Source organism: Polyangium sp. y55x31 (assembly GCF_029946505.1).
In the GTDB taxonomy this organism is placed as follows: Bacteria; Myxococcota_A; Polyangia; order Polyangiales; family Polyangiaceae; genus Polyangium.
The window spans coordinates 40,262-62,432 of record NZ_JARZHG010000009.1 but is presented as its reverse complement, the minus strand read 5'-3'; the positions used below and the strand labels follow the sequence as shown (position 1 = coordinate 62,432).

The following is a 22,171-nucleotide window of genomic DNA, read 5'->3' as shown; positions in this document are numbered from 1 at the left end:
GGCGAGGGGTGATACTCTCCCGCCTCGCCATGAAAACCTCTTCGATTCTTTCGGGCTGCCTTGCCCTGACCGTCGCGACGACCGCGTTTTTTGTGCTCGGGTGTTCCGGGGACGAATCGGCGACGTCCTCCGGCGTGATCACCGGGGGAGCGTCGTCGACCGGATCGGGCGCGACCGGAGGTATGGGCGGGGCCGGGGGAATCGGCGGCGCCGGAGGTGCGGGCGGCGACGGCGGTATCGGCGGGGACGGGGGGATGGGCGGCGACGGTGGATCCGCGGGCGAAGGCGGCACAGGCGGCGCAGGCGGGTCCGGAGGGATGGGCGGCGCAGGGGGTGCGGGCGGCGAAGGCGGCGCGGGCGGCGCGGGCGGCGGCCCCGGCAAGCTCACGGCGGCCGAGTGTTTTTCGGACGATTTCGTGAACCCGCAGAGCGACGGGCCCGATTACGATCAATTCGATCCGACGATCGGATCGCATTGCATGGGGACGAACCACCAGGACATCACGGGCGTGGAGCGCGTCGTCTTCCTCGGCGACTCCATCACCGTCGGCACGCCGCCGACGCTCTCCGCCGATTATTACCGCGCGCAGCTCGCCGACAAGCTCGGGGACAAGTTCGGCATCGAAAAACCGAACCTGCTCTGGAAAGCGGCGAACTTCATCGACGGCGTCTCGCTCGTCCGCGAGTCCGGCGCGTTCGCGAGCTGCGCGAAGTGGGGCGCCCGCACGGACGACCTCATGCAGGACAACACCCAGATCACCGATTGCATCGGCGCGGACGACCTGCAAAGGCGCACGCTCGTGGTGATGACGATGGGCGGCAACGACATCGCCTCGATCACGAAGGACGCGTCGAACGGCGTGCCGCAGGCCGAGCTCTGGAACAAGGCGCAGACGTTCGTGACCCACATGCGGAACGCGGTCGCCTGGCTCTACGAGCCCGGCCGCTTCCCGAACGGCGTCTTCGTGGTCTTCGCGAACAACTACGAGTTCACGGACGGCACCGCCGACGTGCAGACCTGCGACGTCTCCGGGCTCGCCGGCTTCGACAAACCCGTCCCCGCGCCGGACGACCTGAAAGCGATGATCGTCTGGATCAACGAGCAATACATGTCCATCGCCAAGGAGTTCGGCGCGGACATGCTCTTTTTGCTCGAAGAGTTCTGCGGGCACGGGTTCGAGAACGACAATCCCGCCGCGCCCTGCTATCGTGGCCCGAACACGCCGCGCTGGTTCGATCTCACCTGCATCCACCCGAACCCCGCGGGCCACGACCACATCACGGACATGTTCATGGCCGTCGTGAACGAGTGATCAAGAAGGAAAAACCCGTCATGGCCGAGCTCGTTTCCCTCGCCGAAGACCTGTGGGCCGCGGAGCATCCGTTGAAGATGCCCGGCGGCGTCCGGATGAACGCGCGGATGACCGTGCTGCGCCTCCCGGGCGAAAAGCTCTGGATCCATTCGCCCATTCCCATCGACGACGGGCTCGCCGCCGCGCTCGCGAGGCTCGGCGCGGTCGCGTACCTCGTCGCGCCGAACCAGTTCCACAACCTGTTCCTCGGCCCGGCGTCGACACGTTTCCCGGAGGCGCGTGTCTTCGCGGCGCCTGGGCTGCGCGAGAGAATCCCCTCGCTGCGCATCGACGAGGTGCTCTCCGCCGAGCCGCCGGCCGCGTGGGCGGGCCTCGTCGATCAGCGCCTCGTCGCGGGCGCGCCGCAGGCCTCGGAAGTGGTCTTCGTTCACCGCGCGAGCCGCACGCTGATCGTCTCGGATCTTCTTTTCAACATCAAGAAGCCCGAGGGCTTCGGGACGAAGGCCTTGCTCACGGTGATGGGCACGCGCGGGAAGCTCGCGCGGAGCCGCATCTGGTATGCGCTCGTGAAGGACAAGGCCGCGTGGAAGGATTCGGTGCGCGAGGTGGTCGCGCTCGATTTCGATCGGCTGATCATGGCGCACGGCGAGATCGTCTCCTCGGGCGCGAAGGCCCGCGTGAACGAGGTCCTCGGCCCGTACCTTTGAGCCCAAAGGAAACCATTCCATGACCGAGCTCGTGTCCATCGCCGAAGACGTGTGGGCTGCGGAGCACCCCCTGCGGTTCGCCGGCTTCGTCCGGATGAACGCGCGGATGACCGTGGTGCGCCTCCCGGGGGATGAGCTGTGGGTCCATTCGCCCATTCCGATCGACGATACGCTCGCCGCTGCGCTCGAAAAGCTCGGGCGCGTCGCGTATCTCGTCGCGCCGAACCGGTTTCACAACCTGTTCCTCGGCGCTGCGTCGGCTCGTTTCCCGGAGGCGCGTGTCTTCGCCGCGCCGCGGGTGAAGGAGAAGATCCCTTCGGTCCGCATCGACGAGGTGTTATCGGCCGAGCCGCCCGCCGCGTGGGGCGGCGCCTTCGATCTGCGGCTCATCGAAGGCGTCCCGATGGTATCGGAGGTGGTGTTCCTGCACCACGCGAGCCGGACGCTCATCGTCTCCGACATCCTGTTCAACATCGAGAAGCCCGAGGGCCTCGTTTCGAAGCTCGTCTACACGGCGTTCGGCACGAACGGAAAGCTCGCGATGAGCCGGGAGTTTCCGCTGATCGCGAAGGACCGCGCGTCGCTGCGCGCGTCGCTCCGCGAGGTGGCCGCGCTCGATTTCGATCGGCTGATCATGGCGCACGGCGAGGTCGTCGCCTCGGGCGCGAAAGAACGGGTGCAAGCGGCGCTATCGCGTTACGTTTGAGCGTCAACGCGTCTCGCCGATCGTGCCGACCTGGAACGGCCGTTTGCCCTTGGGCCAGCGGAGCTTCAGGAATTTCTCGCCGCCCTCGAACGTGATCTTCGCCCGGAAATCCGTGCCCTCGACGTAAGGCACGACGAGCTTGCCCACGCCTTCCTCGGCGCTCGCTTTCGTCTGGGTTTGCCTGCGCCCCTTCTCGATGTCGACGCCGGTGATCTTCACCTTGCCCTCGCAGCGCATCCAGAACCAGCTCTCGAGGACCTTCGTCTTGCACCCGACTGCGCCCGAGCCCGTCACGAGCACCTCTTTTTCGGGCGCGAACGCCTCGTCCGCGGGCGCGGCGGAGATTCCCTCGACGTCGGGCAGGATCTTCGCGTCCTCCTCGGCCTGCGCCTTCGCGGCGGCCTCGGCCTTCGCGGCGGCTTCTTGTTTCGCCGCGGCGGCCATTTCCTCGCAGCGCGAGGTGTCGCGCGGCTCGAAGCTCGGCCACGCGCCGCCATTGAAGAGCCGATCTTCGAGGCCACTCGCGCTCTCCGGCAGCTCGACGGTGAACGTCTCGTCTTTGATCCATTCGGGGTGCTCGAAAGGCCGGTACGTGAAGGCGGGCTTGGCCTTCGTCCCCGGGCGGAGCGAGATGATCACGGCGTCCGACGATCCAAGATCCGCGGCGGAAAGTTCGTCATCGGTCGCCATGCTGCCGCCGCCGGGCAGCGCGCGATCGTACCGGCCGAGGTGCTTGTTGTTTTCGCGCCGGCCATTCTGCGGGCAGCCGATCATCACCCACTCGCGGACCTCGAGCATCTTGCACGCCTCGACGAGGTCCCCTTCGTCGTGGCCCTCCCAGCCGAGCTTCGCGATCGGCGCCTGGCACCATTCGATGGGCGTGGGGCGCGACGAGCGGACGATGTTCTTGGGCTTTTCGGGCGCGGCCGCCGCGGTCGTCTCCGGCGTGGGCGCGGGCGCGGGCGTGGCCTCGCTCGGCGCGGGCGTCGTCGCGCTCGGCGCGGGCGCGGCGGTGGATGCGGCGCTCGCGGCTTCGGGCGCGGGGGGCGGCGGGTCTTTGCTGCAAGCCGCGAGGAGCAGGAGGGCCGAGGGGCCGAGGAGGCGAGGGGAAATGGTCGCGCGTCGCATGGGCGTGAACATTGTCGCAGACAGTTGGCGCGGATGTCGAGGTGCGCAGATGCTTGTTTTCGGATGTCGTGATCGAGCGTAACGTTGCCGGGCGAATGAAAATGCACGAAGCACGAGACGACGAGGCCCCGTGGCGTCCGGCGCGCGGGCTCGCGCATCCCGCGTGGTGGATCGCGCTCGCCGTGCTCGCGGTGAACGATCACGTTCTCAAGGGCAGCGGCCTCGTCCCCGGTGTCGTGACGGGCAAGCTGAGCGACGCGGCGGGGCTGTTCCTCGCGCCTCTGCTGCTCGCGACGCTCGTCCGCGCGCGAGGGCGGCGCGCCGTGATCGGCTGCCACGTGGCCGTGGCCGTGGTGTTCGCGGCGCTCGAACTTTCCGAGGGGCTCGCCGCGGCGTGGGACGCGGCGCTCGTGGCGCTTGGTTTGCCTTTCCAAACCTGGGCGGACCCGACGGATCTGCTCGCGCTTCCTTTTTTGGCGCTCGGCTACCGGGTGCTCGGGCCTTCGATGCGGGAGGTTCGATCGGACAAACCGCGGCGTGCGCTGCGGCCGATCGAGCTCGTGGCGGCCGCTGTGGGGCTCGTGTTCTGCATGGCGACGTCGGTGGCGCGGCTGCATCAGGTGCGGCTGACGGGGCCGCGGGGCATGGTCCTCGCGGACGTGTTCGTGCACGTGCCTTCGGAGGAGCCGGAGATGCACGTCATGATCCGACGCCCGAAGGCTGCCCTCGATTGCGACGCCGTGCTCGCCGATCCGAGCCTGCTCCGGCCGGAGACGTTCGACGAGAAGCTCACCGGCTCGGGGGTCGTGTTCGCGGGGGAAAATCAGGCGATCGCGCCGTCGGAGCGCTGGGGCGTCGAGCCCGAGCAGCGTTGCAACGCGGCGATGATCCGAGCGGAGAAGAGCGCGGTCTTTTCGTCGGCCGAGCTTTCGTGGACCTACGTCCTCTGGGAGACGGGAAAGATTGCGATGCGTCCGATCCCCGAGCGCCCCGAGAAAGGCGAGGCGCTGCCGGATGGGGCGCTCGTGCTGCGTGAAAGCAAAGGCGCGCTCGAGCTCCGTCCGCAGGGGCCCGTGTGGGTACAGCGCGCGGACGGAGCTCGTTAGCAGGCTGTTGAGAAACTTGCTGCGCGCCCTGGATCGTCGGTCGTCGTCCTCGGAATACGCCTGTATTCCTGCGTCCTCCTCCCTAGCTCCAGGGCGCTCGCGGCGTTTCTCGACAGCCTGTTGGAGCTCAAACCGATCCGTACATCGCGGCGAACGCTGCGGCTTCGCCCCGCAGCAGGATGTCGATGCGCGAGCTCGTGTTCGCGGAGGTGTGCAGCTTGCCATTGCGCACGTCGAGCACGGCGGGCACGTATTCGGGGTGGCCCTCGCAGAGACCACGTGAAAGAAGCGCGAGGATCACCGCGGTTCGGCGCGGCGTGAGCGGCTCGCTGCGGAAATAGAGCTTGATCAGGTGCGGTTTGCCCGAGATGACGAGCCCGAGCTCGGGGTTCACGTCGATCTCGAGCGCGCCGAGCGAGAGGCCCGCGCGCGGGGGCTCGAAGAAATTCATCGGGCCCTCGGCGAGGAACGCGCGATATCCGGCGATGACGAGCGGATAATGCTTCAGCCGCTTCTCGTCGTCCTGCGCGCGCGCGACGTCCGAAAGCGTGGAGGCCGGCAGGCCGTTCTTGTGCATCTCGACGATGGCTTCCCGGATCGGACGATAAAAGTCCGTGCTGAGCTCGTCCTTGCGCTCCTTGTACTCGCGCACGCCGGTGAGCTTGGGCGTCCCAGATTTCAGAACGAAATCGACGAAGTACGTCAGCGAGACCTTGTCCATCGGATCCTCCTGGGCCGCGGAGGCGCGCCGGCCACTCTCCGTCGCGCGCCGTCCGTGTCGTTTGGAGATGATAACACGGAACCTCCGTCCGTCACGGTTTTTCATCTTATGCCGTGATGAACAATGTCCGGGCCGTTCCGAGGACGAAAAATGTCCTACCGATTGTCCTTCTCGAACACGGGGTAGAGCAGGTGGGGCCTGCGGCGCTCCGAAAAAGCCTTTAGATCCTGCTCGTAGAGCGCGACGAGGCCCGGGAGGTCTTCGCCGCGGACGAGCGCCTCGTGGACGCGGGCGCTGCCGAGCAGGGTGAGGAGGCCCGAAGGTTTCCATTCCTCGGGATGAAGCCTGCGCAAAACGATCGCAATCGCGAGGCCCACGCGGACAGGCTGGATCTTCGCAGGATCGGTGACGTCGAGCGAGACGCCTTCGCAAGGCAGCCCGGCGTGGGTGCTCGACGTGGGGGTGAAGCGGACGGGCGAGAAGCGCACGCCGGGGAGGCTGAAACGTGAGAGCTCGGCGGCGAGGCGCGCGCCGGAGAGGAAGGGCGCGCCCACGCGCTCGAAGGGCTTCTCGGTGCCGCGTCCGACGCTGACGTTCGTCAATTCGAGCAGGCCCACGCCGGGATAGAGGAGCGCCTCGGTGACGCTGCGCAGATTGGGCGAGGGATTCACCCAGGGAAGGCCGGTTTTTTCGAATCGGGTGGAACGAGCCCAGCCTTCGAGGGGCACGACGTGGAGATCGGCGCCGAGCTTTTTTTCAGCGTCGAAGAGCCGCGCGAGCTCGCCGACGGTCATTCCGTGGCGCACGGGGATCGAATGGTACGCGACGAACGAAGCGCGGCCAGGATCGACGAGCGGGCCGTCCAGGTCCACTCCGCCGAGCGGGTTCGGCCGATCGAGCACGACGAAGCGGAGGCTTCGTTTCGCGGCCTCTTCGAGCGCATATCCCATCGTGCTGATGTACGTGTAAAACCGGGTCCCCGCGTCCTGCACGTCGAAGACGAGCGTGTCGAGGCCGGCGAGCATGGCGTCCGTGGGGCGTCGATCGGCGCCGTAGAGGCTGTGAATGGGCAGACCGGTGCGGGCGTCTTTTCCGCCGGGGACGAGGGCATCCTTGTCGGCGCCGAGGCCGTGCTCGGGGCTGAAGACGGCTTTGAGCTCGAACGATTTCGAGGCCGCGAGGACGTCGATGGTGCGCTCGCCGCGCGCGTCCTTGCCCGTGTGATTCGTGATGAGGCCGATCTTGCGCCCGGCGAGGACGTCGAATCGGCGCGCTTCGAGGACGTCGATGCCGACACGGACGCGGGCGGCGGGCGAGCTTCGGGGGACGGCGGCCGCGGCATTCGCGACGTCGCGGCGCATGCGCGCGGCGTCGCCTTTGCCGTCCGGGTGGAGGCGGCTCGCGAGCAGGACGACGGCGTCGCCGCGGCGAACGTCGAGCCAAAAAGCCGTGCCGGTGAAGCCGGTATGCCCGGCGCCGCCGAAGAGCGAGCCGAGGGCGAGGCTGCGGACCGACGGTTTGTCGGGGCTGCCCTCGGGGAGGGGCACGGGCTCGAGCGTGGTCATGGCGCGGACGGTGGTTTCGGCGAGGATCCGGCGTCCCTCGAATTCGCCGCCGCCGAGCAGCATCCGGACGAAGCGGCCGAGGTCGTCGGCGGTGGAGAAGAGCCCGGCATGTCCAGCCACGCCGCCGAGGGCGCGGGCGCGCGGGTCGTGGACCTCGCCGACGAGGAGTTTGTCGTGGACCTTTTCGGTGGGCACCACGCGTGCGGCGAGCCGGGGCCCGGGGCGGAAGGTGGTGTCCTTCATGCCGAGGGGCCCGAAGAGGTTTGTCTGGGCGAACACGTCGAGGGGCTCGCCCGAGGCGCGACGGACGATTTCGCCGAGGAGGATATAGCCGAGGTCGCTGTAGACGTGGGCCTCGCCGGGAGGGTGGAGGAGCTTGGTTTTCTGGATGCGAGCGAGGGCGCGGGCTTCACCGTCGGCGTACGAGGTGATCGCGTCGCCGGCGGGGAGGCCGGAGGTGTGGAGCAGGAGGTGGCGGAGGGTGACGCGCTCGCGGCCGTCGCCGGTGAAATCGGGGAGCCATTTCTGCGCAGGATCGTCGAGGCGCAAGGAATTGCGTTCGGCGAGGAGGAGGATGGAGCTTGCCGTGGCAATGGGCTTGGTGAGGCTCGCGAGGTCGAAGACGGCATCCGTGGCCATGGGCGAAGGGGAAGGTTCCGTCGCGCGGAGGCCATAGGCTTTGCGGAGGACGACGTGGTGCGCCTGGACGACGAGGAGAACGGCGCCCGGGACTTCGCCACGATCGATGGCGCCGCGGATGGCTGCGTCGAGGCGGGTTTCGGCGTCGGGGGCGAGGGCAGGGAGGGCGGAGGCGGAGGCGGAGGCGGAGGCGGGAATGGTGGCGGAAGCTGGAGCGGATGCGGTTGCGGGAGCGGAGGCGGATGCAGAGGCGGATGCGAAAGCGGGAGCGGAGGCGGTTGCGGTCGTGGCCGTTTGGTTCGCCTCGGGGCGCCGCGCCTCGGCGCAGGCGACGCACAGGGTGAGCGCGAGGGTGAGGGCGTGGCGGGGCCGCGGGACGACCATCCCCTTTCTTACGCCTGGCCGCGGCGTATACGTTCGAGTTCGGCGCGAAGGCGTGCATTTTCCGCCTCTGCGGCCTCAGCCCTGGCACGTGCCTCGTCGGCCCGTCTACGCTCCTGCTCGGCCCGTCTACGCTCCTGCTCGGCCCGTCTACGCTCCTGCTCGGCTACATCCGCCTCGGTCGGCAACAGCTCGTCGCCGCTGGGTGCGAGCCCGACCCTCAGGCGTTGCGCCGCGCCGGTCCCGACCACGCGCACGAAGCAATCGAGCACTGTCGAGCGGACACGATCGGCATTCGTGACCTCGACCTGGACGAGCTTGCCGCGGGCGTTCCGGCGGTAAACGCTGAACCGGATGCGGTCGGGCAATTCGTCCGCGTGCGGATCGAACACGATGAGCTCCTTCACCCCGAGTTCGTCGTAGCGACGTGGCGATTGCTCCTGATCCTTCTGGTTCTCTTCCGCCATCACCTCGAGCGCAAAGCTCGGCACGATACCGGTTTCCCACACCTTCCAGCATTTGGGCGCGCTGTCGGGATCGACCCCCGGCAGGACGTAAAGGTCGGGCGCGACCGTCACCGTCGGGGCGTACTGGACCCAGTAGATGAACTGGTCTGCCCCCACGAATGCCCGGACGCCCTGCGACGCGAGGAAGCGGGCGAGCAAGGGGCGAAACAGCTCGATGATGAGCTTCTGAAGCGCGCTTTCACCCATGTCGTCGTGGGTCGGGTAGAAGGTCGGATCGTCGGTGCCGAGGTTGCGCGCCGCGTTGCCCATGTCCGAAGGGTACCATGGCGGACCCTCCGCAGGGAAGGGATCCACGGGATCGGGCGACGCAGCGGCGAGAGGGTCGCTCACCGAGCCCTGCTACCACGGGAGCCCGCCGTCCGGTCAAGAAAAACGTTTGTCCCAGCGCCTCCACGACTTCCAAGACAAACCCCGCGCGCATCCTCGCACGAGCCCCTTGCCATCGCCTTCGCCCCGGGCGATCCTCCCGCCGCTCCCCATGTCCACGCTCCTCCTGCCCCGCCGCGATTTCCTCCTCGGTTCCCTCTCCGCCCTCGCGCTCCCGTCCTGCGCCGGGCAGTGTGGTTCGCCCGGCGTCGTGACGCCCGAGGCCGCGCGGCCGACGATTCCGTTTGGCGTGCAGACCGGTGATCCCGCGGCCGCGGGCATCGTGCTCTGGAGCAAGACGGATCGGCCGGCGCGGCTCTTCGTGGAATGGGGGACCGACGAGCGGCTCGGCGACGCGCGGAAGCTCGAAGGGCCCGTCGCCACCGCGGAGAACGATTTTACGGCGCGCGTGGAGCTCACCGGGTTGCCGGCCGGGAAACGGATCCATTATCGCGTGGTCTTCGAGGCGGACGACGCGGGGCACGCGCGGAGCGAGCCGGTCGTGGGGTCGCTCCGCGCGCCGCCGGGGCCGGGCGAGGATGTGAAGATCGTGTGGTCGGGGGATACGGCCGGGCAAGGGTTCGGGATCGACGTGGACCGCGGCGGGATGAAGACGTATGCGTCGATGTTGAAGCTCGCGCCGGATTTGTTCCTTCATTCGGGGGATCGAATCTACGCGGACAATCCCTTGCCGGAGGTGATCGAGCTTCCCGATGGGTCTGTCTGGAAGAACCTCGTGACACCCGCGAAATCGAAGGTGGCCGAGACGCTGGAGGAGTTTCGCGGCAACTTCGCGTACAACTTCCTCGACGAGCACGTGCGGCGGTTGCACGCGGCCGTGCCGACGATCGTGCAATGGGACGATCACGAGGTGCGGAACAACTGGTGCCCAGGGCAGGTCCTGGAGGATCCGCGGTACAAGGAGCGGCGGACGTCGGTGCTCGCAGGATTCGCGAAGCAGGCGATGTTCGAGTATGCGCCGATGCGGCAAGGGCCCATTCATCGGGTCTTGTCGTACGGGCCGCGCGTGGATGTGTTCGTGCTCGATGCGCGGAGCTTCCGGGGACTGAATGGGCCGAATCGCGAGGAGAAGGAGCCCGCCGTCATCCTCGGGCAACCGCAGATCGAATGGCTGAAGGAGGCGCTCGCGCGGTCCGTGGCGACGTGGAAGATCATCGCGTGCGACCAGCCGATCGGGCTCGTGATTCCGGATGGGCCCACGGCGCAGGAGGGGTTCGCGAACGGAGAAGGGCCGCCACTCGGGCGGGAGCGGGAGATCGCTTCGATTCTGTCGTTCATCCAGGAGAAACGTATCCGGAACGTCCTCTGGGTCACGGCGGACGTGCATTACGCAGCGGCGCACCATTACGATCCTTCGCGGGCGAAGTTCACGAAGTTCGATGCGTTCTGGGAGCTCGTCGCCGGGCCGCTCCACGCGGGTACGTTCGGGCCGGAGCCGCTCGACGAGACGTTCGGGCCGGAGGTGAAGTTTCAGAATCGAAAGCAAGGGGATCCGCCGGTCGGGCCCGCCGGGGGAAAACAATCGTTCGGGGTGCTCGCGATCGACGGAAAAAGCGGGCGGCTGCGCGCGTCGCTGCACGATGGCGACGGAAATGAGATGTGGGTCGTGGACATCGAGGCGGTGAGCTGAAGCCCCGCGCTGCGTGCGTGGTTGCTCCACCCGTGTCGGGCAGCCTCTGATCGACGAACGCGCCAGGCGATCTAGCCTCCGCCGCCATGCAGAAAATGTTGGCCGGATTGGTCTTCGTGTTCGGAATCGGTTCCGTCGTGGCCTGCAACGACAGTGACGTGAGCGGCAAGGGCGGAACGGATGGACAAGGCGAGGGCGCGAATTCGATCGTGGCGCCGCCGCCCGAAACGGGCGAAGGTGGAGGCGGCGGATCCGGTGAAGGCGGCGGTGAAGCGGGCTCGCTCTCGTGCGTCGCCGACAACTTTTGCCACGAATCGTCGGGTGGCAATTGCTCCTGCAGTGGTACGTGCAACGGAGAGTCCGTCAGGATCGTTTGTGGATGGGCGACGGGTGAGCCCAGATGTTATTGCTTCGTCGATGGGGTCGAGATCGGGAGGTGCACGCACCCGAACGGCGGGTATCTCTGCGGGCTCGATACGACGTGCTGCAATCAGTTCTTCGACTGAATCAGAGCGCCTTCCATCCGAACGCGACCGCGCCTTGCGGCAATCGCGGCGGGTCGAGGGCGAGGATGTAATCGACGCGGCGGTTCTTCGCCTCCGCGACCTCGTCCGCCGTCTTGACGATCGGGCTGTGCTCGCCGAACCCCTCGTATGCGACCGGGATCTTCAGGCCGCGGCCGCGGAACCAGGCGGCGATCGCGCGCGCACGCTTGCGTGAGAGCGTGAGGTTGTGCTCGGGGCTGCCCACGGTGTCGGTGTGGCCCGCGATGAAGAGCGAGATGCCCTTCAAATCCTGGTGCTTCGAGAGCGCGTCCTTGACCTTGTCGAGGCTCGCTTCGAGCTTCGGCACCTCGGAGTCGCGGATCTTGTCCGAGTCGGTCTCGAAATTGACCTCCTCGTGGTCGATCTTCACGTTCCACGGCGTGATCGCCACGCCGACGTAGTTGCCCTCGGTATCGTGGCCCCAGACCTCGATACGCGAGACCGTCTCGGCGCGGATCGGGCTCCAGTCGATCGCGAGCACCGTGCCCGCCGCCGCGCCGTCGAACGCCTTCGCCGCGTTCGCCAGGATCTTGCCGGATTCACCGATGACCTGGAGCTCGACCTTGCACGCGGCCCGCGTGAGCTTCACTTCGAGCTTGTGGCCGTCGAGGTCGACGCGGGACCGATCCACGCTGATCTCGAGCTTCTTTTTCGGGCCCGCAGCCGCGCCGGCCTTGGGCTCGCACGTGATCGACGGCGCCTTCGGGGCCTCGCCGAGCTCGGTCGGGGCGGGTTTGTCCGGGGCAGGCTCGGCCTTCGCTTCCTCGGGCGGAGGCGGCTTCGGGGCCTCGTCCGTGTTCGCGGGCGGCGGGGCGGGAGGCGCGGAGGACGTGGCCTCGGCGGTGGGGGCCTCGGCCTGTGTCTCGGGGTTCGTCTGAGCGCCCGCGCCGCCGCAGCCGCAGGCGAGCGCCAGCAGCACGAGGGGCGCGATCGACGAGGTTCGGAAGATCGCCATGGAGAACGTCTACCAAAACCCGGAGGGCGACTCCAGGCTTTCGTGGACGTCCCCGACGGCGTGGATCACTTGGGCCAGCGGACGTCGAGGACGACGCGGCGGCCATTGCGGAAGAGCTCGAAGACGGCGCCGCCCTTTTCGCGGGAGGACGCGTAGCCGCTGAGCGCGCGGTCGGGGCTATCGACGCCGTAGCCATTGATGGAGACGAGGACGTCGCCCGGCTGGACGCCCGCGAGCGATTCGATCGCGTCGGCGCCGAGGCGGGAGTAACGCACGCCGACGGTCTTTCCGCCCTTCTGGACGGGGCTGATGCGCGTGCGGAGGTCGCTGCCGCCGTCGAAGACGTTCTTGCCGATGTTCGTCCGGACGAGGAAGATGTCGAGGCCGGCCTCGCGGAGCTTCTGGACCCGCGCGAGCAGGGCGTCCGGATCGTGGGCCTCGGGCCGGAGCTCGGCGAGCACGCTCGTGAGGGCCGGGATGCTCGTGTCGTCGAAGGTCTCCGCGCGCGGCGGGGGCGGGGCGGGCGTCGCCGCAATTTGCTTGGGCGGCGCGGGCGTCTTCGGTTTGCCCTTGGACTTCGACTTCGCGCGGTGCTTTCCGGCGGGGTGCGGCGCGGCGCGGAGCTCGGTGATGCGTCGCGCCGTGTCGACGAAGACGAGCGTATTGAACGACAGAATGCCCACGGTGAGGACGGCGAGCGCGACGGGCAGCCAGCGCAGGACCGCCTTGGCGCGCTTCGGGGCGGTTTTTTCGGCGCTCGCGCGCGCGACGACCCGGCAGGCTTTGCGGAGGCAAGGGTCGCAGGCGTCGGCGCCCGCGACGCTCGGGACGAACGGCTCTTCGCAGAGCTCGCAGATGCGCACTTGCTCGACGTGAGACGCAGCGCAGGTGGGGCAAGAGGGGGTGCGGTAAGGCTCGGGCGGCATGGAGCGGGAGGATATCAAGTTCGGTGCCAGGCCGGTACGAGCGTGTTTTGCAGAGAGAACCAGCGCCGCGTTCGCCAGGATCGCGACAATCCGGCGCGGCGGGCGCCCTGGTCTGCCAAAATGACACGCGCTCCCGGAGCAGGATTTTCTGCTGTGGCAAGATTCCGACCGGGGAGGCTGTTCCGACGGAATTGACGCGTTGTGCCCTGCGCGGTAGTCGTTCGGGATGGAGCTGCTCCCGGTCGACAAGGCCGAAACCACGACGACGGCGCGAGCGACGGTGCGGCTGTGGCGGCCCGCACGGCGCGTGCTCGTGACACGAGTGGCGGGCCACCTCGACGACCAATGCGCGACGGTGATCGAGGCGATCGCGCGCAGGGTCGTGGCCGAGGACGGGCGGATCATGGGCTTTCACGACTGGGAGGAGATGACCGATTACGATTCGCGGGCCCGCGCGCGGCTGACCGAGATGGCGCGCGATTTCGGGAAGGGGAACGAGGGGGCCCATTTCCTCGTGCGGTCGAAGCTCGTGGGGCTCGGCATCCAGGCGGCGAGCGTGGTGATGCCAGGGATGCGCGTGCACCCGACCCGCGTGGACTTCGAGGCCGCGCTGCGCGAATGCATCCAGCAGCGAAGCCGCCCGGCGTGAGCGTCGCAAGGGCGTCGTGCGTCGATATGGGGGACGGTCACCGGGGCGGAGCTCAGGCTCGCCGGGTTTGGCGCCGTGCGCCTCGGCGCCGAGGCCGTGCCCATTCCCGCGGAAGTGATGGCCGATCCATATCGTTCGCAGAGCGCCGGGGATCACCGCGGGGACCAGATTGTCACGTTTGTCGTGAGGGAACCGGACGAGGACGGGACGGACAAAACGTTCGAGCTCCAACGATCCTCGCAGAACCAGCGTCTTTTTCGGACGGTGGCGCTCGCCGCGGCGCTGATCGCGGCCGTGATCGCGGGGCTCGTCCTCGGGCGTTAACTTCGTAGCGGATCCAGGGCGCGAGCACGAGGACGGCGGGGCGGGGGACACGCCGCGGCGAAGCCTGGAACGGCTTCCCTTCCGTGCGGGAACGGGGTACAGGGGGTGTACGCGGCGCGACGAGCGCCAAATCCTTGTCCGAGATCACCGAAAACGTACTTCGCTCGCGGCGCTCGCCTGCGGGGTCACCACGAAGATTCTGGCGTGGAGGAATCATGAAGCGCTCTGCTCGATATGCCACGGCTCTCATCACGCTGCTCGCCGGCTCCGCGGCGCGCGCGGGCGACATGGATCTGCCGAATTACCATGCGTACGACGACGCCCCGGCGGTGGAGGTGAGCCCGCTGCAAAGCCTGCACGACACGGGCGTCGGCGGCGTGACGGGCGTGGACGAGAAGCGCGGCGTGCCGACGTTCTTCTGGGCGCCGAAGGGCGGCTGGAAGGCGCCGGGCGCGACGACGGCGACGCCCGCCGCGTCGGCGCGGCTCTACCTCGAGCACTACGCCTACCTCTACGGCGTCGGCAAGAAGGCGATCGACGCGGCCGTGCCCGTGGTGGTGAACGACGTGACGGGCGGGGGCATCATCGTGGTGTTCCGCCAGAACGTCGACGGGATCGAGGTCTTCCAGAACGACGTGAAGGTGCTGATGACGCAGAGCCGCGAGCTCGTGGCGATCGCCGGCAACCTGCACCCGTCGGCGACGCCGGGCATGAAGCGCGGCAAGAACTTCAAGCTCGACGCCGCCACCGCCGTCTCCCGCGCGTTCAACGATTTCTTCGCGACGAAGGTGCCCGCGAGCTCGTTCAAGGACAAAAAGCAGCCCGAGCACGGTTATGCCTTCTACGACCTCGTCGATTCGCCCGAGACGGTGCACATCGAGCTGACGCGGCCGGCGCGCATCAAGAAGGTCTATTTCCCGATGCCGGATCAGGTGGTGTCGGCGTATTACGTCGAGATCTGGGGCGGCCAGAAGGGCCTGCACAACGACGAGCTCTACGCCTACGTGATCGCCGCGGACGACGGGCGGCTGCTCATGCGCGCGGACCGGACGCACGACGCGGCGTACACGTACCGCGTCTGGTCGGACGGCGCGCCGAAGTACACGCCGACCGAAGGCCCGATGGCCGACTACGCGCCGCACCCGACGGGCGTGCCCGACGGCTCGGCGCCGGCGTTCATCTCGCCGATCCTGGTCACGATCGACGGCTTCAACACGAACCCGCAAGGGACGTTCGATCCGTGGCTGCCCGCAGGCGCGACGGAGACCTCGGGCAACAACGTCGACGCATACGTCGATCACCAGGATCCGCAGGGGCTCAGCTCCGGCGAGTATCGCGCGAACGTGACGGCGACGGGCGTCTTCGATCGCGTCTACGACACGGCGCAGAACCCCGATGTCACGCAGGATCAGGTGAAAGCGGCGATCACGCAGCTCTTCTTCCTGAACAACTACCTGCACGATTACTGGTACGACTCGGGCTTCAACGAGGCGGCCGGCAACGCGCAGGTGAACAACTACGGCCGCGGCGGCCTTGCCAACGACGCGATCCTGGCCGAGGCGCAGGACGGCTACCACAACGCGGATCCGTCGCTCGACAACGCGAACATGAGCACGCCGGGCGACGGCGCCCAGCCGCGGATGCAGATGTTCGTCTGGAGCGGCCCGCCCAACGCGAGCCTGACCGTGAACCCGGGGGGCGCGACCTATCCGACCGGCGTCGCGAGCTTCGGCCTGCAGACGTTCACCACCACGGCGGGTGTCGCGCTCGCGGTCGACAACTCCACGGACACGACGAATGCCACGCCCGGCACGTTCAATGACGCCTGCCAGACGCTCGTGGGCAATTACGCCGGGAAGATCGTGCTCGCGGATCGCGGCTCGTGCGATTTCAACGTGAAGGCGGCGAACATCGAGGCCGCCGGCGCGGTGGGCGGAATCATCGCGAACCACCTGACGCCCGGCCTGCCGCCGAGCCCCATGGGCGAATCGGATCCGCCCATTCCCGTCGGCATCGGCGTGCTCGGTGTCACGAAGGACGTGGGCACGGCGCTGAAGACGGCGCTCCAGACCGGCCCGGTCTCGGCCACGATTTTCCGCGGCGAGAACACGAGGCGCGACGGTACCATCGACAATGGCGTGGCCGCGCACGAGTGGGGCCACTACATCCACAACCGCCTCGTCGCCGTGGGCTCGGTCCAGTCCCGCGGCATGGGCGAGGGCTGGGGCGATACCGTGGCGCTCCACATGCTCATTCGCGAGGGCGACGATCCGAATGGCGTGTACGCGACGGCGGTGTACGGCGGCGCGACGTTCGGCGACAGCGCGTATTTCGGGATCCGGCGTTATCCGTACACGACCGATTTCTCGAAGAACGCGCTCACGTTCAAGCACATCCAGGCCGGCCAGGCGCTCCCGGCCGGCATTCCCACGCAGCCGCTCTCCGCCGACAACGAAGAGGTGCACAACACCGGCGAGATCTGGGCGATGATGGTGCTCGAGGGGTATGCGAAGATCCTCGAGGACGCGTACTCGGCGACGCCGCGCCACACGTTCGACCAGGCCAAGCGCAAGATGGCCGATTACCTCACCGGCGGCATGCAGCTCGCACCGGCGAACCCGACGTTCACCGAGCAGCGCGACGGCATCCTCGCGACGGCAATCGCGGCGAACGTGGATGACTTCCAGGACCTCGCGACCGGCTTCGCCATCCGCGGCGCCGGCTCCTGCGCGATCTCGCCGCCGCGCAACTCCACCGACAACGTGGGCGTGACCGAGAGCTACGAGGCGGCGCCGCAGCCGGTGCTGGTCTCGGTGAACGTCGACGACAGCGTGCTCTCCTGCGACAACGACGGCGTCCTCGACAACAGCGAGATCGGCAAAGTCACGATCGAGGTGCGCAACCAGGGCTGGGCGCCGCTCGTCGGCGGCACGGTCACGGTGAGCTCGTCGAACCCGAACGTGTCGTTCCCGAACGGCGCGTCCGCGGTGCTGCCGTCGACGAACATCCTCGCGTCGAACAGCGCGACGGTGCAGATCGCGCTCGCGGACTCGGTCGCGTCGATCACGGACCTGCAGCTCAAGGTCGACGTGGCCGCCCCCGGGTCGTGCACGCCGACGATCAGCAACACGGGCGTGCGCAAGGTCCATTTCGACAACATCCCGAACGCGGCGACGCAGGAGCTCTGGGAGAGCAACCTGGAGACGTGGGCGGCGAAGAACGCGTCGGGTCCGAGCAACAGGTGGGCGCGGATCCGGCCGCTCACGACGTCGTCGAACGTGGTCGCCCACGGCGAGGCGAGCGCGGGCATCTCCGACGAGCGTTACGAGTCGCCGGACTTCGTGGCGGGCAATGGCAACGTGACGATGTCGCTCGTGCACCGCTATCAGTTCGAGCGGAGCGGGACGCCGGCCACGAACTGGGACGGCGGCATCATCGAGCTGAGCCAGGACGGCGGCCAGACCTGGGTCAACATCAACACGTTCGCGAACCTCGGCGCGAACTACAACGGCACGATCGGCACCGCGAACGCGGGCAACCCGCTCGTCGGCCAGAAGGGTTTCACCGGGCAAAGCACGGGCTTCGCGAACGGCACGAACATCACGACGAGCATCAACCTCGGCAATCAGTTCGCCGGCAAGACCTTCAAGATCCGCTTCCGCATCGGCACGGACGAGGCGGTCGGGACCCAGGGATGGTTCGTCGAGAGCCTGACCGTCAACGGCCTCGCGAACAAGCCGTTCTCGAGCATCGCTTCGGATCAGGGGACCTGCGACGAGGCGAACCAGCCGCCGGTCGCGAACGCCGGCCCCGATCAGACGGTGACGAGCGGCGATACCGTGAAGCTCGACGCGGCGCTGAGCTCGGATCCCGATAACGATCCGCTGACGTTCGCCTGGACGCAGCAGGTCGGTCCGGGCGTGACGCTGACCGCGCCGAGCACCGTCAGCACGGACTTCGTCGCGCCAAACGTCCTGACGGAGACGCTGCTCACGTTCCAGGTGGCCGTGAACGACGGTCAGGCGTCGGCGACGGATACGGTCGACGTGCTCGTGCAGCCGCCGAGCGGGACGAGCAGCAGCTCGACCGGCGGTGGCGGAATGGGCGGTGCCGGTGGTGCCGGCGGCGCGGGTGGCGCAGGCGGTGAAGGCGGAATGGGCGGTACCGGTGGCGCAGGTGGTGCCGGTGGCGCAGGCGGTGCCGGTGGCGCAGGCGGTGCCGGTGGTGCTGGTGGCGCCGGTGGTGCAGGCGGTGCCGGTGGCGCAGGCGGCGCAGGCGGCGCGGGTGGCGCAGGCGGCGCGGGCGGCGTCGGCGGCACGGGCGGCGACGGCGGCATGGGCGGCGCAGTCACCGCAGTCACCACCGTCACGACCGGCGCGGGCGGCGCGGGCGGCGACGATGAGCCGGTCGTCGTCGGCGGTTGCGGCTGCTCGGTGCCGGGCGACGAGGCGCCGGCGCGCGGCGTGGGCGCCGTGGGCGGCTTCCTCGCGATGGTGGGCGCATTCATGGCCAAGCGCCGCCGCAGCAGCAAGCGGTCCTGAGACCCTGAACGGCCGAGGCGCGAGCCCCTCGCGCCTCGAAAAAACCGCCCGCGTCGTCCTCGCGACGGCGCGGGCGGCGCCTTTTTGTGGTTACGCGATTCTGCGTCGCTTCAATGCGAGGCCGGGTGGCGCGCGACGACCTCCAGCGCGCCCTCGAACGGCGCGCGCTGGGCCGCGAGGGCGCGGACGAGGTCGTTCATCGAGGGCAGGTCGTCGGCGACGAAGACGAATCGATACACGCCGGGGCTCTTTTGCGTCGAATACACGAACGCGCGGGCTCGCTGGGCCTCGGCGGTGATGGCGGCGACGGCGGCGGCGCCGATCGGGCCCTCGAAGCGGGCGAGGTCGGCGACCTCGGCGTGTGTCACGAAAAACGCGCCGCCCCAGTGCGGGCGAGAGGCGAAGAGGTTCAAGGTCTCGGGGGCGCGCATGGCGTCGGAGGCGGTGGAGCCGCCGAGCGAGGAGGCCATCGCGGCGCCGTCGAAGGCGTGGAATGCCGGCCATAGGTCCGGCGCGACGACGGCGACGAGGGGCCGGGCGTACGCGAGGGGCGGCAAGCCGTCGGGGAAGGCCTTGTGGACGGCGGCGAGGAAGCCACTGGCGAAGCCGGGGTCGTGCAGGCCTTTGCCTTCGGCGAGGCGCGCGTCGAGGAAGGGGAGCGCGGCCTTGGCGACGCGGTCGATCGTGGGCTCGGCGTAAAGGCCCATCGGCGCTTCGAGCTTTTTGGACAAACCCGGCGGATCGAGGCGCCCCATGGCCTTCGCGGTGCCGAGCGCCGTGGCGAGGGCCTCGTCGAGGACCGCATACGAGGCCGCGGCGAGGGGGTCGTTCGTCTCGACGAACGATCGCGAGAGGGCGGCGAGGCGCTCGTCGGTCGCGGCGGCGTGCAGGTGGTGGAGCATTTCGTGGACGACGACGGGGGCGCGGTCCTCGGGGGGTTCGCCGGTCGGCATTTCGATGACGGCGTGGCCGCCGATCTGGCGGGCGGCGTCGACGGAGCGGTGGGCCGGGCGGGCCATGAGGTGGAAATGGAGCGGCGCGCCCTCGGGGAGGTCTGCCTGGTAAAACCCGACGAGCGCCTCGACGTGGCCCGTGAGGCCCTCGCGCTGGAAGAGGGCGGCGAGCTTCTCGGCGGACGCCTCGCAATGGGCGCGGCCCTCGCGCTCCCAGTATCGATCGAATCGAGGGCGGAAATGGTCGACGAGGGCCTGGGCGCGCTGCGCGTCGACGGGCGTGGTGACGAGGCCGAGGTAACGGACGTGCTCGTCGGGCGTCCGCGCGACGAGGCCGGCGATGGAGAGGCGCGCGGCGACGGTGCGATCGGCGTGCGGCAAGGGGAGGGGCGCGGCGGGGGCGGGGGGGCGTAGCTCGATGCGGCCGTTCCAGGCTTCGCGGATCTTGCGGAAGGCTTCGAGGGTGCGGCGATCCTCGTCGTCCCAGCCGAGCTCGTTTTGCCAGAGGGCCTCGTATGCGGCGCGGGAGCAGGGGTGCCGGCCGGCCATGCAATCGAGCTGGTAGACGAGGTTCGGGAGGGGATCGGCGTGAAAGACGAGGCGGAGCTTCGTGCCGCGGGCTTCACGCTCGAACGAGGGGTTTTGGGGGGGCGCGGGCGTCGTGGCGGCGGCGGGCCGCTCGGGCTCGATGGGCGGGGCGCTCGCTTGCGAATCGGGCTTCGGCGAGGGTGAGCACGCGGCGAAGCCGAGGAGCGCGAAGCGGGCGAGGGACCTGGGCGCGAATCGAGGGGCCGGGGGGAAGGCCATGTGGCCGTGAGCGTGGATCGAATCGAGCAGGCGCGCTCGCGCCTTGGAGCGGCTTTTGCGTGTGGAAATAGCGAATGGCTCACCGTGTTACCATGATGTCGTGAAAATGGTGTTCACGGGATTCGTGCTTTCCGTGGTAGGGTGATCTCGGAAAGGGGATGCTTGTCATGATCAAGATTCGATCTTTTCTTCCCGTCGCGCTCGTTGTGGGGATGGCGACGCTCTCGGCGGCTTGCACGGACGAGGGCGAGAACGGCTCCGGAGGCAACGGGGGAGCTGGCGCGACCGGTGGCACGGGCGGTACGGGGGGCACCGGCGGCATTGGTGGAATGGGCGGTACGGGCGGAATGGGGGGCACGGGTGGAATGGGGGGCGCCGGTGGAATGGGCGGGGCCGGCGGGATGGGCGGCGCGGGCGGCTCGATGGCCGCGCCCGACCTGAATACGAATCTGCCGTGGTACGGGCAGAACCGCGATGCGCTCGACAAGATGATCGACGATGTCGGGGTGAACAGCCCGTCGTACGATCCCACGGAGAAGCCGGTCGCGATTTTCGACTGGGACAACACGGTCATCAAGAACGACGTGGGAGACCTCGTGTTCTTCTGGCTCGTGAAGAACGACAAGATCATGCAGCCGCCGAACAAGGACTGGCGCGCGACGAGCCGTTTCCTGACGAATGACGCGCGCAACGCGCTGAACCAGGCGTGCGGGAGCCTGGCCGAAGCGGGGATGCCGCTGCCGACGAGCACGAACGCGGAATGCGCGGACGAGATCCTCGCGGTGTATACGACGGCGAAGACCGTGGGCGCGAAGGCGGCGTTCGCAGGGTGGGATTACCGGACGATGGAGCCCGCGTATGCATGGGCCGCGCAGATCCAGGCGGGATACACGCCGGCCGAGATGAAGGCATTCGCGAACACGGCGATCGAAGAGGGGCTCGCCGCGGCGGAGGGGTCGAAGCAGACGATCGGGACGACGTCGGTCAATGCATACGTGCGGATCTACGAGCAGATCAAGGATCTGATCGACGTGATGCAGAAGAACGGGCTCGACGTGTGGGTGATTTCAGCGTCGCCGCAGCCCAACGTGGAGGCGTTCGCGGAGCGCGTGAGCGTGGGCGCGGATCACGTGATTGCGATCCGGAACCTGCTCGACGGGGGCGGAAAGCTGACGTACGACTTCGAAGGCTGCGGGTCGGTCGTGGATGGATCGGGCAACGGTGGGAACCCGGTCGGCAATACGATGATCACGTACATCGAGGGCAAGCGCTGCTGGATGAACAAGGTGATCTACGGGGTGGCCGGGGCCGAGGCGGAGATGCCGAACGCGGACATGAAGAAGCGGCCGGTGTTCGGCGCAGGCGATTCGGATACGGACATCTCGTTCCTGCACGACGCGACGGTGCTGAAGCTCGCGATCAACCGCAACAAGAACGAGCTCATGTGCAACGCGTACGCGAACTACATGAACAAGTGGATCGTCAATCCGATGTTCATCCTGCCAAACCCGCAGAAGGCCGCGCCGTACCCGTGTTCGTTGACGGGGTGCAAGGACGCGTCGGGCGCAGGCATTGCGTGTGCGAACGAGGTGGGAGAGGTGATCCCGGATCAGATGGATACGGTGTTCTGATCGAGGAAACGAATGGGGAGGGCTCCACGC

At 68.3% G+C, this 22,171-nt stretch carries 17 protein-coding genes; 10 read left to right on the top strand and 7 right to left on the bottom strand.

All coding sequences use genetic code 11. From position 1 onward, the window contains the following. Positions 1–29: 29 nt before the first annotated feature. From QHF84_RS18190 to QHF84_RS18180, 3 genes are read left to right on the top strand one after another with little or no spacing between them, the layout of a single operon-like run. Complete coding sequence (locus tag QHF84_RS18190) at positions 30–1,313, top strand: SGNH/GDSL hydrolase family protein (protein ID WP_281314589.1); 1,284 nt, start codon at positions 30–32, stop codon at positions 1,311–1,313. A 20-nt stretch (positions 1,314–1,333) separates the two neighbouring features. Further along, positions 1,334–2,020: a DUF4336 domain-containing protein gene (locus tag QHF84_RS18185; protein WP_281314588.1), complete on the top strand. Its 687-nt coding sequence runs from the start codon at positions 1,334–1,336 to the stop codon at positions 2,018–2,020. Positions 2,021–2,039: 19 nt separating this feature from the next. Then, positions 2,040–2,726 (top strand): DUF4336 domain-containing protein, encoded by a 687-nt coding sequence (locus QHF84_RS18180; RefSeq protein WP_281314587.1) that lies wholly within the window; start codon positions 2,040–2,042, stop codon positions 2,724–2,726. A gap of 3 nt (positions 2,727–2,729) precedes the next feature. Here QHF84_RS18180 and QHF84_RS18175 read toward each other — a convergent pair whose 3' ends face one another. Next, positions 2,730–3,854 (bottom strand): hypothetical protein, encoded by a 1,125-nt coding sequence (locus QHF84_RS18175; RefSeq protein ID WP_281314586.1) that lies wholly within the window; start codon positions 3,852–3,854, stop codon positions 2,730–2,732. Positions 3,855–3,955: 101 nt separating this feature from the next. Here QHF84_RS18175 and QHF84_RS18170 point away from each other — a divergent pair, with 101 nt between their 5' ends. Continuing rightward, the gene (locus tag QHF84_RS18170; RefSeq protein ID WP_281314585.1) at positions 3,956–4,960 is read left to right on the top strand and encodes a hypothetical protein; all 1,005 of its coding nucleotides are present in this window, start codon (positions 3,956–3,958) and stop codon (positions 4,958–4,960) included. 127 nt (positions 4,961–5,087) lie between these two features. On the opposite strand, the gene QHF84_RS18165 is transcribed toward QHF84_RS18170, so the two are convergent. The 3 genes from QHF84_RS18165 to QHF84_RS18155 all read right to left on the bottom strand — a co-directional run bounded on the left by QHF84_RS18165 (position 5,088) and on the right by QHF84_RS18155 (position 9,042). Continuing rightward, the gene (locus QHF84_RS18165) at positions 5,088–5,681 is read right to left on the bottom strand and encodes a hypothetical protein (RefSeq protein WP_281314584.1); all 594 of its coding nucleotides are present in this window, start codon (positions 5,679–5,681) and stop codon (positions 5,088–5,090) included. 155 nt (positions 5,682–5,836) lie between these two features. Further along, positions 5,837–8,269, bottom strand: coding sequence for an exo-beta-N-acetylmuramidase NamZ domain-containing protein (locus QHF84_RS18160; protein ID WP_281314583.1), 2,433 nt, complete (start codon positions 8,267–8,269; stop codon positions 5,837–5,839). 8 nt (positions 8,270–8,277) lie between these two features. Beyond that, positions 8,278–9,042 (bottom strand): Uma2 family endonuclease, encoded by a 765-nt coding sequence (locus QHF84_RS18155; RefSeq protein WP_281314582.1) that lies wholly within the window; start codon positions 9,040–9,042, stop codon positions 8,278–8,280. Between the two features lie 229 nt (positions 9,043–9,271). On the opposite strand from QHF84_RS18155, the gene QHF84_RS18150 reads away from it, so the two are divergent. Further along, the gene (locus tag QHF84_RS18150; protein ID WP_281314581.1) at positions 9,272–10,810 is read left to right on the top strand and encodes an alkaline phosphatase D family protein; all 1,539 of its coding nucleotides are present in this window, start codon (positions 9,272–9,274) and stop codon (positions 10,808–10,810) included. Between the two features lie 86 nt (positions 10,811–10,896). Then, the gene (locus QHF84_RS18145) at positions 10,897–11,316 is read left to right on the top strand and encodes a hypothetical protein (protein ID WP_281314580.1); all 420 of its coding nucleotides are present in this window, start codon (positions 10,897–10,899) and stop codon (positions 11,314–11,316) included. A gap of 1 nt (position 11,317) precedes the next feature. Here the strand turns inward: QHF84_RS18145 and QHF84_RS18140 are convergent, their stop codons facing one another. Then, positions 11,318–12,310: an OmpA family protein gene (locus QHF84_RS18140; RefSeq protein WP_281314579.1), complete on the bottom strand. Its 993-nt coding sequence runs from the start codon at positions 12,308–12,310 to the stop codon at positions 11,318–11,320. Positions 12,311–12,375: 65 nt separating this feature from the next. Further along, on the bottom strand, positions 12,376–13,236 hold the full coding sequence (locus tag QHF84_RS18135) for a hypothetical protein (protein ID WP_281314578.1): 861 nt from the start codon (positions 13,234–13,236) through the stop codon (positions 12,376–12,378). A 226-nt stretch (positions 13,237–13,462) separates the two neighbouring features. Between QHF84_RS18135 and QHF84_RS18130 the strand changes: the two genes are divergently transcribed. The 3 genes from QHF84_RS18130 (at position 13,463) to QHF84_RS18120 (ending at position 18,750) form a co-directional block, all read left to right on the top strand. Next, entirely contained in the window at positions 13,463–13,885 is a 423-nt protein-coding gene (locus QHF84_RS18130) for a hypothetical protein (RefSeq protein WP_281314577.1), read from the top strand. Between the two features lie 75 nt (positions 13,886–13,960). Continuing rightward, positions 13,961–14,209: a hypothetical protein gene (locus tag QHF84_RS18125; RefSeq protein WP_281314576.1), complete on the top strand. Its 249-nt coding sequence runs from the start codon at positions 13,961–13,963 to the stop codon at positions 14,207–14,209. Positions 14,210–14,424: 215 nt separating this feature from the next. After that, positions 14,425–18,750 carry a M36 family metallopeptidase gene (locus tag QHF84_RS18120; RefSeq protein WP_281314575.1) on the top strand — a complete coding sequence of 1,442 codons (4,326 nt, stop codon included), beginning with the start codon at positions 14,425–14,427 and terminating at the stop codon, positions 18,748–18,750. Positions 18,751–18,860: 110 nt separating this feature from the next. Here the strand turns inward: QHF84_RS18120 and QHF84_RS18115 are convergent, their stop codons facing one another. Beyond that, positions 18,861–20,510 carry a hypothetical protein gene (locus tag QHF84_RS18115; protein ID WP_281314574.1) on the bottom strand — a complete coding sequence of 550 codons (1,650 nt, stop codon included), beginning with the start codon at positions 20,508–20,510 and terminating at the stop codon, positions 18,861–18,863. A 167-nt stretch (positions 20,511–20,677) separates the two neighbouring features. Here QHF84_RS18115 and QHF84_RS18110 point away from each other — a divergent pair, with 167 nt between their 5' ends. After that, complete coding sequence (locus QHF84_RS18110; RefSeq protein ID WP_281314573.1) at positions 20,678–22,141, top strand: haloacid dehalogenase-like hydrolase; 1,464 nt, start codon at positions 20,678–20,680, stop codon at positions 22,139–22,141. Positions 22,142–22,171 lie beyond the last annotated feature (30 nt).

What these genes read in the sequence shown, in the direction of transcription:
- QHF84_RS18110 (WP_281314573.1), top strand. Translation starts at nt 20,678, where the DNA reads ATGATCAAGATTCGATCTTTTCTTCCCGTCGCGCTCGTTGTGGGGATG.
- QHF84_RS18160 (WP_281314583.1), bottom strand. Translation starts at nt 8,269, where the DNA reads ATGGTCGTCCCGCGGCCCCGCCACGCCCTCACCCTCGCGCTCACCCTG.
- QHF84_RS18175 (WP_281314586.1), bottom strand. Translation starts at nt 3,854, where the DNA reads ATGCGACGCGCGACCATTTCCCCTCGCCTCCTCGGCCCCTCGGCCCTC.
- QHF84_RS18165 (WP_281314584.1), bottom strand. Translation starts at nt 5,681, where the DNA reads ATGGACAAGGTCTCGCTGACGTACTTCGTCGATTTCGTTCTGAAATCT.
- QHF84_RS18115 (WP_281314574.1), bottom strand. Translation starts at nt 20,510, where the DNA reads ATGGCCTTCCCCCCGGCCCCTCGATTCGCGCCCAGGTCCCTCGCCCGC.
- QHF84_RS18170 (WP_281314585.1), top strand. Translation starts at nt 3,956, where the DNA reads ATGCACGAAGCACGAGACGACGAGGCCCCGTGGCGTCCGGCGCGCGGG.
- QHF84_RS18145 (WP_281314580.1), top strand. Translation starts at nt 10,897, where the DNA reads ATGCAGAAAATGTTGGCCGGATTGGTCTTCGTGTTCGGAATCGGTTCC.
- QHF84_RS18190 (WP_281314589.1), top strand. Translation starts at nt 30, where the DNA reads ATGAAAACCTCTTCGATTCTTTCGGGCTGCCTTGCCCTGACCGTCGCG.
- QHF84_RS18180 (WP_281314587.1), top strand. Translation starts at nt 2,040, where the DNA reads ATGACCGAGCTCGTGTCCATCGCCGAAGACGTGTGGGCTGCGGAGCAC.
- QHF84_RS18130 (WP_281314577.1), top strand. Translation starts at nt 13,463, where the DNA reads ATGGAGCTGCTCCCGGTCGACAAGGCCGAAACCACGACGACGGCGCGA.
- QHF84_RS18135 (WP_281314578.1), bottom strand. Translation starts at nt 13,236, where the DNA reads ATGCCGCCCGAGCCTTACCGCACCCCCTCTTGCCCCACCTGCGCTGCG.
- QHF84_RS18120 (WP_281314575.1), top strand. Translation starts at nt 14,425, where the DNA reads ATGAAGCGCTCTGCTCGATATGCCACGGCTCTCATCACGCTGCTCGCC.
- QHF84_RS18155 (WP_281314582.1), bottom strand. Translation starts at nt 9,042, where the DNA reads ATGGGCAACGCGGCGCGCAACCTCGGCACCGACGATCCGACCTTCTAC.
- QHF84_RS18150 (WP_281314581.1), top strand. Translation starts at nt 9,272, where the DNA reads ATGTCCACGCTCCTCCTGCCCCGCCGCGATTTCCTCCTCGGTTCCCTC.
- QHF84_RS18185 (WP_281314588.1), top strand. Translation starts at nt 1,334, where the DNA reads ATGGCCGAGCTCGTTTCCCTCGCCGAAGACCTGTGGGCCGCGGAGCAT.
- QHF84_RS18140 (WP_281314579.1), bottom strand. Translation starts at nt 12,310, where the DNA reads ATGGCGATCTTCCGAACCTCGTCGATCGCGCCCCTCGTGCTGCTGGCG.